Annotated in this window: 10 protein-coding genes; 7 read left to right on the top strand and 3 right to left on the bottom strand. The window is 72.9% G+C overall.

Features of this window, described 5'->3' with window-relative positions; translation table 11 throughout:
- The 3 genes from ABZ914_RS36345 to ABZ914_RS36335 form a co-directional block, all read right to left on the bottom strand.
- Positions 1 to 2615: ATP-binding protein (locus ABZ914_RS36345; RefSeq protein ID WP_500198853.1), on the bottom strand; the 2615-nt coding region annotated here is incomplete at its 3' end.
- Positions 2616 to 2657: 42 nt separating this feature from the next.
- On the bottom strand, positions 2658 to 3728 hold the full coding sequence (locus ABZ914_RS36340) for a CaiB/BaiF CoA transferase family protein (RefSeq protein WP_500198851.1): 1071 nt from the start codon (positions 3726 to 3728) through the stop codon (positions 2658 to 2660).
- Between the two features lie 116 nt (positions 3729 to 3844).
- Positions 3845 to 4108, bottom strand: coding sequence for a hypothetical protein (locus tag ABZ914_RS36335; protein ID WP_500198849.1), 264 nt, complete (start codon positions 4106 to 4108; stop codon positions 3845 to 3847).
- Positions 4109 to 4270: 162 nt separating this feature from the next.
- Between ABZ914_RS36335 and ABZ914_RS36330 the strand changes: the two genes are divergently transcribed.
- The 7 genes from ABZ914_RS36330 to ABZ914_RS36300 all read left to right on the top strand — a co-directional run.
- Positions 4271 to 5980: an LLM class flavin-dependent oxidoreductase gene (locus ABZ914_RS36330; protein ID WP_500198847.1), complete on the top strand. Its 1710-nt coding sequence runs from the start codon at positions 4271 to 4273 to the stop codon at positions 5978 to 5980.
- Positions 5981 to 6098: 118 nt separating this feature from the next.
- Positions 6099 to 7058 (top strand): DUF1152 domain-containing protein, encoded by a 960-nt coding sequence (locus tag ABZ914_RS36325; protein ID WP_500198845.1) that lies wholly within the window; start codon positions 6099 to 6101, stop codon positions 7056 to 7058.
- Positions 7059 to 7096: 38 nt separating this feature from the next.
- Entirely contained in the window at positions 7097 to 7636 is a 540-nt protein-coding gene (locus ABZ914_RS36320; protein WP_500198844.1) for a chorismate mutase, read from the top strand.
- A 190-nt stretch (positions 7637 to 7826) separates the two neighbouring features.
- The gene (locus ABZ914_RS36315) at positions 7827 to 8339 is read left to right on the top strand and encodes a SigE family RNA polymerase sigma factor (RefSeq protein WP_500198842.1); all 513 of its coding nucleotides are present in this window, start codon (positions 7827 to 7829) and stop codon (positions 8337 to 8339) included.
- Complete coding sequence (locus tag ABZ914_RS36310) at positions 8336 to 9403, top strand: hypothetical protein (protein WP_500198840.1); 1068 nt, start codon at positions 8336 to 8338, stop codon at positions 9401 to 9403. Before ABZ914_RS36315 ends, ABZ914_RS36310 begins: the two co-directional genes overlap by 4 nt.
- 55 nt (positions 9404 to 9458) lie before the next feature.
- Positions 9459 to 10415: a deoxyribose-phosphate aldolase gene (deoC, locus tag ABZ914_RS36305; protein ID WP_500198855.1), complete on the top strand. Its 957-nt coding sequence runs from the start codon at positions 9459 to 9461 to the stop codon at positions 10413 to 10415.
- A 2-nt stretch (positions 10416 to 10417) separates the two neighbouring features.
- The coding region (locus tag ABZ914_RS36300; RefSeq protein WP_500198839.1) for an aldehyde dehydrogenase family protein at positions 10418 to 11542 on the top strand (1125 nt) is incomplete at its 3' end.

The raw sequence follows: 11542 nt of genomic DNA, 5'->3' as shown, positions 1-11542 counted from the left end.
GCGGCGTCGGCCGCGATCCGCAGCCGCCCGGCCGCCGCGTCGTGGTCGCCGTCCGCCAGCGCCGCCTCCGCGGCGTGGACGAGCGCCTGCGCGCGGGCGTACCGGTTGCCGAGCGACTCCCACGCGGCGGCGGCCGCGTCCCAGGCGGCCTGGTCGAGGACGCCCCGGGCGCGGGCCGCCTCGGCGTCGAAGAGGAGCTTGTTGGCGCGCTGCAGCGGACCGCTGATCGTCAGGCCGGCGGCGCGCTCCTCGATCCGGCGCAGCATCGGCGCGGCGGTCGCGCCGATCTCGGCGCAGGCCGTGGCGCCCGCGATCAGCACCGGCAGGGCGTAGCGGGCGTCGTCCGGCAGGCCCGCCACCTCGATCACCCGCTCGACCGCGGGGAGCACGTCCTGCGGGCGGCCCTCGGCCAGCGCCAGCCGCGCCTCCAGCCAGAGCGAGCTGAAGTAGTCCTGCGTCTTCAGCCACTTCATCTTCAGCCGCATGATCTCGCGGGAGCCCTCGAGGCGCTCGCGGGCGGTGTCCAGGTCGCCGCGGGCGAGCGCCACGGCGCCCGACAGGACCAGCAGCGACGTCCGGATCGTCACCGCGGGTTCCTGCTCCATCGCGTGGTTCATCACCGCGATGGCCTCGTCCCACCGCCCGAGGGAGACCAGCGGCTCGGCCTGGTTGATGCACAGGAACGTGCCCTGCGTCCGCGCCACGCCGTACTCGAGGGCCAGCTCCTTGCCCTTCGCGGCGACGGCCGCGGCCTCCTCGTGCCGGCCCGCGCCCTCCAGGAAGTGCGACTTGATGACGTAGTAGCGCAGCAGGGCCCGGTGGTTGCCGCCGACGGTGGCGATCCGCTCGATCTCGTTGAGCGTGGCCTCCGTCGTGGCGCTGTAGTCGGAGTAGTCGATGTCGGCGCAGAACAGCGTGATGAGCGCCTGCGTCTCGGCGACCGGGTCGGCGAGCTTGCGCGCGATCTCCAGCGACTCCGCCGCCGCGGCCTGGGCCTCGGGGATGTCGGTGGAGAACCGCACATAGGTCGCGAACGTCGAGAGGACGCGCGCGCGGAGCACCGTCGGGGGATCGGCCGGCAGCGCCTTCACCGCGGCCCGCAGGTCGTCGACGAAACCCGGGCGCGCCATCTCGTACCGCATGTGGCCGCGCAGCTCCAGCAGCGCCGCCCAGCGCTCGGTGTCCATCGCGTCCTCGCCGGCGGCCTCGACCTCCTTCAGCGCGGCCGTGGCGAACTTGAGGCCCCGGTCGTACTCGCCGGCCAGGTCGGCGGCGGCCGCGGCGTCCTCCATCACCTTGATGTGGTCGGCGCCGATGCGCTCCGCCGCGTCGGGCACGCGGTCCCAGAGGTTCAGCACCCGCGACAGCATCGTCAGGCACTCGGCGTAGGCGAGGGCCTTGCGCGCGTCGGCCGCCGCCCGCCACGACGCGACCAGCGCCCACGTGGCGTCGTTGGCGGCCTTCCAGTGGTGGCTGAGCTCCACCCAGAGCCGTCCGGACGGCACCAGCCCCGGGTCGTTCTCCAGGGCCTCGGCGTAGCGGGTGTGCAGGCGCGTGTACTCGCCGGGCAGCAGGTCGTCGTGGACGGCCTCGCGGATCAGCGCGTGCCGGAACGCGTACCCGTCGCCGTCCACGACCAGCACGTTCGCGGCGACGGCCGGGCGCAGCACCCGGGTCAGCGCGGAGTCGTCCAGGCCCGACACGGCGGCCAGCAGCGCGTGCTCGATCCGGGTGCCGCCGCCGCTGGCGTCCCGCAGCACGTCCTGGGTCTCCTCGGGCAGCCGCTGGACGCCCGCGAGCAGCAGGTCCCGCAGCGACTCGGGCAGCTCGCAGGCGAGGGTCCCGTCGTCGTCGAGCAGCGCCTCGATGAACAGCGGGTTCCCCTCGCTGCGCGCGTCGATCCGCTCGACCAGGCCCGGCGGCGGCGCGTGCCCGAGCACCTCGGTGACCAGCGCCGCGACGTCCGAGCGGGCCAGCCGGGTGATCTCCAGCCGGCTCACCCGGTCGACCCGCTCCAGCCCGCCGAGCAGCGGCCGCAGCGGATGGGCGCGGTGCAGCTCGTCCGACCGGTACGTCACCACGACCAGGACGGGCGCGACGCTCAGGTTGCGCACCAGGAACGCCAGCAGGTCGCGGGTGGAACGGTCCGCCCAGTGCGCGTCCTCGATGACGAGGACGACCGGCTCGCGCTCGGCGAGCCGCTCCAGCAGGGTCAGCACCACCTCGAACAGCCGGGCCCGCTCCTCGCCGGACGCGGCGTCGCTCTCCGGCTCGCCGAACTCCGGCAGCAGCCGGGCGAGGCTCCCGGTGTCGCCGCGCGGGACGAGCGCCGCGACGCCGTCGATGCCGATGTCGCGGACCAGGCCGCGCAGCACGGTGGTGAACGGCGCGAAGGGCAGGCCGTCGGAGCCGAGCTCCAGGCAGCCGCCGATGAGGACGCGGGCCCGCCCGCCGCGGGCGACGGACGCCGCGAACTCGCGGATCAGCCGGGTCTTGCCCAGGCCCGCCTCACCGCCGACCAGCACCGCGCCGGGAGCCGACGCCAGCGCGTCCTCCAGCAGGCCGAGCTCGGCTGCCCTGCCGACCAGGACGGGACTCATCGCACGCGCGCTCACGTCACAAGAATGCCAAATGAATCCGACAATCCCACCTGAATATCAGTCGGTGAGATGGCGCCAGCCCTCGCCGCGGTGCTCGTCCAGCCCCGCGACCCGCCCGCCCGGCAGCGGCGGGTGCGCCGCGGTGCGGACCGGACCCGCGTCCAGCACGCCGCGCACCCGGAAATGATCGAGGTCGAGCATCTCGGCGCCGGTGAGCAGGGGCGCGACCGGCGCCCCGGCGGCCGACAGCCGCTCCATCGCCTCGTCCCTGGTGAGCCGGGCGATGGCGGCCGCCACCTCGCCGTCCAGCTCGGCGACCCGGCCGAGCCGCTCGGCGAACGGGACGTCCGCCGCCCCGTCCAGGCCGAGCGCGCGGCAGGTCGCCGCCCACAGCCGCTCCTCCGACACGACCCCGAGCGTGATCTTCAGGCCGTCCTTGGTGGCGTAGACCCCGTACCCGGGGACGGGCCCGGTCACGTGCGGCGCCGGGCCGGGCGGCGGGGGCGCGGCCGGTCGCGGCCGGAGGGCCTCCGGGACGGTGCTCGTCCAGTGCGCCAGCACGTCGGCCATCCCCAGGTCGATCCGGTCGCCCTCGCCGGTGGCGCGGGCTTTGAGGCACGCGGCGGTGATCGCGAACGCGGCCATCGTCGCGGCGGACATGTCGGCGACCGGCAGCTCCTCCAGGGACGGCGACACCGCGTCCGGCGGCAGCGTCGCCGTGTAGGCGCGGTAGTTGACGTCGTGCCCGGGCACCTGCGCGAGCGGCCCGTCCGCCCCGTAACCCGAGATCGAGCAGTACACGAGCCGCGGGTTGCGCGCGCGCAGCACGGCGTCGCCGACCCCGAGCCGGTCCGCGACGCCGGGCCGGAACCCCTCGACGAACACCTCGGCGTCCGCGGCGAGCTCCAGGCACCGCTCCCGGCCCTCGTCGGACTTCAGGTCCAGCACGATGCTGCGCTTGCGCCGGTTGAGCAGGTCGAAGTGCCCCTGGAACATCCGCATGGGCTCGCCGCCCGGCGGTTCCACCTTGATGACGTCGGCGCCGAGCTGGGCGAGCAGCTGCGTCGTGTACGGGCCCGGCCGCCACATCGTCAGGTCCAGCACGCGCAGTCCGTCCAGCGGCGCCATGGGTTCTCTCCGCGTCCTCGGCCCTCCGGCGGGCGGGCGCCCGGCCTCCCGCCATCGTGTCGATCTCCGGACGGCTCAGTCAAGCAAGTGCTTGGTCCGCATGCTCGGCCCGCGCGTCAGAACCAGCAGGGGCCGCTGCCCCAGGCCCAGGACCACTCCTCCGGGGCGAGCAGGTGGATGTGGCACGACATGTTGCCCCAGACGACGTACGGGCCCTTGTCGTCCCAGCCGACGAAGCCGAGTTCCACCTGCGTCCGGAGCTGCGCGGGCAGCTGCGCGGCCGGCGCCTTGGGCTTGGGCGCGGCCTCCGCGGGCAGGGTGCCGAGGGCCAGCGTTCCGGACAGTGCGAGCGCCGCCGCGGCGGCAGTGATCTTCCTCATGCGCCGATCCTCCCTCCCGCCGGCCGAAAATGCCAGTAATCACTGGCAACTTATCGCCGAGGGCGGCTGTTGACGGGGTGTCCAATTCGGGTGATGCTGGCCGGGTAGGGCCGGGTAGGGCCGGGTCGCAGGGTGTCTTCGCTGGTCATGGGGGTGGTCGGGATGCGTTTCGGTCTCTTCTACGAGCACCAGTTGCCCCGGCCGTGGGCGGACGGTCAGGAGCTGCGGCTCTACCAGGACGCGCTGGACCAGGTCGAGATCGCCGACCGGGTCGGGTTCGACCACCTCTGGGAGGTCGAGCACCACTTCCTGGAGGAGTACAGCCACTCGTCGGCGCCGGAGGTGTTCCTCGCGGCGGCGTCGCAGCGGACGAAGCGGATACGGCTCGGGCACGGGATCGTCCAGCTACCGCCCGCCGTGAACCATCCCGCGCGGATCGCCGAGCGGATCGCGACGCTCGACCTGGTCTCCAACGGGCGGGTGGACTTCGGGACGGGCGAGTCCAGCTCCGGCGCGGAGCTCGGCGGGTTCGGCGTGCGGCGCACCGAGAAGCGGGCGCAGTGGCAGGACGCGATCGACGCCGTCACCCGGATGTTCGTCGAGGAGCCGTTCGCCGGATGGCGGTCGCCGTACCTGCGGATGCCGCCCCGGAACGTCATCCCGAAGACCGTGCAGAAGCCGCATCCGCCGCTGTGGGTGGCCTGTTCGAGGCGGGAGACCATCCAGTTCGCGGCCCGCAACGGCATAGGCGCGCTGTCGTTCTCGTTCGTCGAACCCGAGGACGCCGGGAAGTGGGTCGACGAGTACTACCGCATCCTGGAGTCGGAGGAGTGCGTCCCGGCGGGGTTCGCGGTGAACCCGAACGTGTCGGTGGTGCTCCCGATGATGCTGCACGAGGACGAGGCCACCGCGATCGACCGGGGCATCGACGGCGCGCACTTCTTCGCGTTCGCGCTGGCCCACTACTACGGCGCGACGCCGCACGACCCCGGGCGCACCAGCGTGTGGGACGAGTTCCAGGAGCGCCGGGCGTCCCAGGGGTTCGACCGCGAGCAGATCATCGCCAACGCCGAGTCGCTGAACGTGAACGTCGGCTCCCTGCGCGGCGCGGTCGGGACCCCGGAGCAGGTCGTCGATCTGATCCGGCGGTACGAGTCGGTCGGCGTCGACCAGATCTCGTTCGTGCTGCAGGCCGGGCCGAACCGGCACGAGCACATCTGCGAGAGCCTCGAACTGTTCGGCGCGTCGGTGCTGCCGCATTTCACCGAAGGCCGGGAGGAGCGGGAGGCGGCCAAGGCGGAGCGCCTCGCGCCCGCCATCGAGGCGGCCCTCGCACGGCGGAAGCCCGCCCGGACATCGCCGCCCGGCTACCGCATCGACGAGGACGCCGAGGTCGCGCGCGCCCAGCGCTCGTCCCGCTCCCGCCGTCCCGTGCGGCAGGAGATCCGCGCGGCGGCCCGGCGGCGGGCCGCGCAGGGCTTCTACAAACTCGTGCACGGCAGGACGGACGAGCAGATCGAGCGCCGCTTCGGGCCGAACGCGCAGCGGCTGTTCTTCACCGGGATGGCCCGCGCCTATGACCCGTCCGCCGCCGCAGGGTTCGCGGGCGACATCGAGTTCCGCCTGACGCCCGGCCACGGCCCCGCGACCACCTGGACGGTCCACGTGTCCGGTGAACGGGCCAGGGCACGCGCCGGCGGGTCCGGGGACCCCGCCATCGCGCTCAGCGCCCGCACGGCCGACTTCCTGCGCATTCTCGCCGGGGACGCCAACCCGGCGTCGCTGCTCATGGACGGCCGGCTGGCCATCCGGGGGAACTACGAGCTGGCGCCGCGGATCAGCGAGATGTTCGGCGGCCCGTCCCCCTACTGAGAAGGGGTGGCCGTGGTCCCCCGATCACCACGGCCACCAGTACGTCTGATGCACCCCATGCCGCTCGGGTTCGCGGTGTTAGGGGACGAATGTTCGGCGCCGCGAGTACCGTCGCGGGGTGTTCTCGCTCCATGAACCGCCGCTGTTCGCGCGGCTCCGGGACGCCCGGCGGATCCTGGTGGCCGGGGCCGGCGGCGGATTCGACGTCTACGCCGGGCTGCCGCTCGCCATCGCCCTCCTGGACCGGGGCAAGGACGTCCACTTCGCGAACCTTTCGTTCAGCTCGCTCTACGGGCTGCCCTCCGACACCTGGCTGGACGACGACGTCGCCGCCGTGACGCCCGAGACCGAGAGCCGCGACGCCTACTTCCCGGAGGGCGCCCTCGCCCGCTGGCTGGACCGCAACGGCCTCCCGTCGACCGTCCACGCCTTCCCCAAGCTCGGCGTGCGGCCCCTCCGCGAGGCGTACGGCCACCTGGTGGACCGGCTCGGGCTGGACGCGATCGTCCTGGTGGACGGCGGCACGGACATCCTGCTGCGCGGCGACGAGGCCGGGCTCGGCACGCCCGAGGAGGACATGGCCAGCCTCGCCGCCGTGCACGGCCTCGACGTCCCCGAGAAGATCGTCGTCTCGCTCGGGTTCGGTGTGGACGCCTATCACGGCGTGAACCACGTCCACGTCCTGGAGAACCTCGCCGCCCTGGCCCGAGACGGCGCCTACCTGGGCGCCTTCTCCCTACCGGCCGAGAGCCGCGAAGCCTCGCTCTACCTCGACGCGGTGGAGTACGCCCATGCGGCGCACGAACCGTATCCGAGCATCGTCAACGGCTCGATAGCGGCCGCCCTGCGCGGCCATTTCGGCGACGTCCGGTTCACCGAACGCACGCGGGGGAGCGAATTGTTCATCAATCCCCTGATGGCGATGTACTTCGCCGTCGACCTGGACGGGCTGGCCCGCCGCTCGCTCTATCTCGACCGTCTCGAGAAGACCCGAACGATCCATCAGATCGCCGCCGCGATCGAAGCGTTCCGGGAGGAACTCCCGCAGACCCGCCCGCCTCGCCAATACCCTCACTGACCTCAACGGACTGCTGCGCCCGGGCCTAGCCTTGGCGGATGAAGGTCATTGTGGCCGCGATGCTGGTTCTGAGCGGATTCGCTGTCCCGGCGCGGGCGGACGCGGGGTTGGCGCCACTGGTCGACGTGGCGGCGCGGCGGCTCGACGTCGCCGACCTGGTCGCCGCCGCTAAGTGGGGGACGGGCAAGCCCATCGAGGACCCGGCGCGCGAGCAGCGGATACTCGACTCGGTCGCCGAGCGGTCCGCGGCGATGGGCATCGACCCGGAGACCGCGCAGCGGATCTTCCGTGACCAGATCGAGGCGGGCAAGCTCGTGCAGCGCGGCCTGTTCGCCCGCTGGGCGGTCCGCCCCGGCGACGTCCCGGCGCACCGGCCCGACCTGGAGAAAGAGGTCCGGCCACTGCTCGACCAGATCACCGGCGAGCTGCTCGCCGACCTCAGGGAGACGCAGGACGCGCGCCGCGCCCCGTCCTGCCGCGCGGAGCTGGTGAAGGCCGTCGGGTGGGTCGAGGCGGCCCGCCGCCCGGACACCCTGCACCGCGCCGGACTACTCCGCGCGATTCCATCGATCTGCTGACGATGCGCACCCGGCCCTCTCGGACTCCGCGTCGGCATGGTTGTGTGCCTCGGCTGCGCGACCAGCTGGTGGCGCGCATGCGGGCATGCACGTACCGGCCTGAAAACGCTGAGGCCGTTCGTGCCGGCCGTGCAACCTTCCCGGCCCCTGGACGCATCAGTGGGGTGTGGAACGGCCGAGGAGCGAGCACATGCAGGGACGGGACGACGAGTTCACCGCCTACGTGACGGCCAGGACGCCCTGGCTGCGGCGGGTGGCGTACCTGCTGTGCCAGGACTGGCACCGGGCGGACGATCTCGTGCAGACCGCGATCACCCGCCTGTACCTGCGGTGGCACCGCGCGTCGGCGGCCGACAACCTCGACGGCTACGCGCGCACGGTGCTGGTCAGGGTGTTCCTCGCCGAGCAGCGCGGCGGCTGGCTGCGGCGTGTCCGGCTCGTCGCGGAGCCGCCCGACGGACCGGGCGGCGCGCCCGACCCCGACGGCGGCCTCGATCTGCGGGCCGCGCTCGCCGCGCTGCCGGCGAGGCAGCGGGCCGCCGTCGTGCTGCGCTTCTACTGCGATCTGTCGGTCGAGCAGACCGCCGGCGTCCTCAACTGCTCGACGGGGACCGTCAAGAGCCAGACGTCGCGCGGGCTGGACGCGCTGCGCCGCGCGCTGCACCCGGTGCAGAGCCTCACGGATGGGGAGAACCCGGCATGAACGATCTGAAGGAGCGGCTGGAAGGGATCGCCGCGACGCCCGGACCGGTGACGTCCGTGGACGCGGCGGCGGCGATCAGGAGGGGCCGCCGGATCAGGCGCGGGCGGCGGGCCGCGGCGGGCACGCTGGCGGCCGGGCTCGGAGCGGCGGCGGTCGCCGTCGCGGTGCTGCCCGGCTCGCCGGACCAGCCGCGGCGGGTCCGGCCCGCCGAGCAGGTGCGGTATCCGGACCTGCTCGTCCCGCCCGCATCGTTCGGCTGGCTGCCGCCCGGCTACGCGCAGACCAAGGTCTCGCGGGACGACCAGGAGCGGCCCAGCGTCACGGTGTCCGCGAGCAAGGGCAAGGGCGGGGACGAAGCGGACACGGCGGTCGAGCTGACCGTCCTCGGGCCCGGCCCGGAGCCGCCGATCGCGAAGCTGCCCGGCGGGAAGAAGGGCCGCTGGACTGGCACGGAGCTCATCAACGGACGCGTCGGGCACTGGACGATCGAGCCGGGCGGGCCGGGCTCCGACCAGGTGCCCGCCGAACTGCGCTGGGAGTACCAGCCGCACCGCTGGGCGCTGCTGTCGGTCCTCGACCGCGGGATCGCGAAGAAGGAGACCATTGAGCGCATCGCGAAGAGGGTGCGGTTCGGCGGTGGCAGGCCCGCGGCGTTCCCGTTCCGGGCGACCGGCGTACCAGGCGGGCTGAAGCCGGCGCAGGTCTCGCTCGGCCAGGGCCCGGACGCCGAACTCTGGCTCACCTCCTCCGGGCAGGGGGGCGGCGAGCTCCTCATCGAGGTCGCCCCCGCGAGCCGGCGAGCCCCGGCGCGGACCAACACGAAGGTCGATGGGCATCCCGCCTTCGACTCCCGCCTGTCCCGCTCCGATCCGAAGACGGGCCGCAACCCGGCGAACGCGCAGCGGCTGGTCGTCTACGGCTCGCACGGCTTCGACGTCACGCTGCAGGCGACGGGCGGGCCGCTGCGGAGCCTCCAGGCGGGGGGCGGGCTGACCGGCCTGTACCGGCGGGTCACCCTGCTCGGCGACGACCCGGCGCGCTGGACGACGGCGCCGCTCGGCTGACCGGACGGAACCTCCGGCGGCCCGGCCCGCCGGAGGTTCCGTGCCGTTTGTGCCGATGGGGGTCTTCGGCGATGCTTGGGGCGTGTCAACGGAGACTCTCATCGGCGCCGCCGAGCTGCGCGCGTTCCTGCACGGCCTTCCGGGCGTGGACCAGGTCGGGGCGGAGGAGCGGGCGGCGCGGCTCGCCACCCGGTCGATCAAGACGTCGGCGAAGGCCGAGGCGATCGATCTGGCCATCTCGATGGTGGACCTGACCACGCTGGAGGGCGCGGACACGGCCGGGAAGGTGCGGGCGTTGTGCGCCAAGGCCGTCCGTCCTGATCCGGCGGACGCGACGGTGCCGAAGGTCGCGGCGGTGTGCGTGTACTCGGACATGGTGGAGACGGCCGTCGCGGCGCTGGACGGCTCAGGGATCGGGGTCGCGTCGGTGGCGACGGCGTTCCCGTCGGGGCGTGCGCCGCTGGAGGCCAAACTCGCCGACACCCGCGCGGCCGTGCAGGCCGGGGCGAGCGAGATCGACATGGTCATCGACCGGGGCGCGTTCCTGTCGGGCGACTACCTGAAGGTGTTCGAGGAGATCACCGCGGTCAAGCAGGCGTGCGGCGAGGCGCATCTGAAGGTGATCCTGGAGACCGGTGAGCTGGTCACCTACGACAACGTGCGGCGTGCTTCCTGGCTGGCGATGCGGGCGGGCGCGGACTTCATCAAGACCTCGACCGGGAAGGTCGCGCCCGCCGCGACGTTGCCGGTGACGCTGGTGATGCTGGAGGCCGTCCGCGACTATCGCGCGGTGACGGGACGTCAGGTCGGGGTGAAGCCCGCGGGTGGGATCCGCACTACCAAGGATGCGATCAAGTATCTGGTGCTGGTGAACGAGACCGCGGGCCCGGATTGGCTGTCGCCTGACTGGTTCCGGCTGGGTGCTTCCAGTGTGTTGAACGATCTGCTGATGCAGCGCCGCAAGCTGTCCACCGGGGTGTACTCCGGTCCCGACTACTTCACCCTGGACTGATCATGGTGTTCGAGTACGCGCCCGCACCGGAGTCGGCGTCGGTCGTCGACATCCGCGGCTCCTACGGGCTGTTCGTGAACGGTGAGTTCGTCGAGGGGCACGGGGAGCCGTTCAAGACGATCAATCCGGCCGATGAGAGCGTGCTGGCCGACGTCGCGTGCGCCGATGAGTCCGATGTGGACCGGGCTGTGAAGGCCGCTCGCGCCGCCTATGAGCGGGTGTGGGGGCCGATGCCGGGCGCTGAGCGCGCCAAGTACCTGTACCGGATCGCCCGCATCATCCAGGAACGCTCGCGGGAGCTGGCCGTCTTGGAGTCGATCGACAACGGCAAGCCGATCCGCGAGTCCCGCGACGTCGACGTCCCGCTGGTCGCGGCGTGGTTCTTCTACTACGCCGGCTGGGCCGACAAACTCGGCCACGCCGGGTTCGGCCCGGACCCGCGCCCGATCGGCGTCGCGGGGCAGGTGATTCCGTGGAACTTCCCGCTGCTGATGCTGGCGTGGAAGATCGCCCCGGCGTTGGCCTGCGGGAACACGGTCGTGTTGAAGCCGGCGGAGACCACGCCGCTGACCGCGCTGCTGTTCGCCGACATCTGCCGCCAGGCCGACCTGCCGCCCGGCGTCGTCAACATCATCACCGGCGCCGGTGACACGGGCCGCGCGCTGGTCGCCCACCCCGGGATCGACAAGGTCGCCTTCACCGGCTCCACCGACGTCGGCCGCCAGATCGCCCGCACCCTGGCCGGCACCAGCAAGAAGCTCACCTTGGAGTTGGGTGGCAAGGCCGCCAACATCGTCTACGCCGACGCGCCCCTCGACCAGGCCGTCGAAGGCATCGTCAACGGCATCTTCTTCAACCAAGGCCACGTGTGCTGCGCCGGATCCCGCCTGCTGGTCCAGGAATCGGTGGCCGAGGAGGTCTTGGAGCGGCTCAAGGCGCGGATGGCGACGCTGCGGGTCGGTGATCCCCTGGACAAGAACACCGACATCGGCGCGATCAACTCCGCCGCGCAACTGGACAGGATCCGGGAGTTGTCGGCGGCGGGCGAGGCGGAGGGCGCGGACCGTTGGGCGCCGCCGTGCGAGTTGCCCGACCGCGGGTTCTGGTTCCCGCCGACCGTGTTCACC

The organism is Spirillospora sp. NPDC046719, assembly GCF_040645715.1.
In the GTDB taxonomy this organism is placed as follows: Bacteria; Actinomycetota; Actinomycetes; order Streptosporangiales; family Streptosporangiaceae; genus Spirillospora.
This window is presented reverse-complemented; position numbering and strand designations above follow the sequence as displayed.

What these genes read in the sequence shown, in the direction of transcription:
- ABZ914_RS36330 (WP_500198847.1), top strand. Translation starts at nt 4,271, where the DNA reads ATGCGTTTCGGTCTCTTCTACGAGCACCAGTTGCCCCGGCCGTGGGCG.
- ABZ914_RS36320 (WP_500198844.1), top strand. Translation starts at nt 7,097, where the DNA reads ATGAAGGTCATTGTGGCCGCGATGCTGGTTCTGAGCGGATTCGCTGTC.
- ABZ914_RS36340 (WP_500198851.1), bottom strand. Translation starts at nt 3,728, where the DNA reads ATGGCGCCGCTGGACGGACTGCGCGTGCTGGACCTGACGATGTGGCGG.
- ABZ914_RS36310 (WP_500198840.1), top strand. Translation starts at nt 8,336, where the DNA reads ATGAACGATCTGAAGGAGCGGCTGGAAGGGATCGCCGCGACGCCCGGA.
- ABZ914_RS36315 (WP_500198842.1), top strand. Translation starts at nt 7,827, where the DNA reads ATGCAGGGACGGGACGACGAGTTCACCGCCTACGTGACGGCCAGGACG.
- deoC (WP_500198855.1), top strand. Translation starts at nt 9,459, where the DNA reads ATGGGGGTCTTCGGCGATGCTTGGGGCGTGTCAACGGAGACTCTCATC.
- ABZ914_RS36335 (WP_500198849.1), bottom strand. Translation starts at nt 4,108, where the DNA reads ATGAGGAAGATCACTGCCGCCGCGGCGGCGCTCGCACTGTCCGGAACG.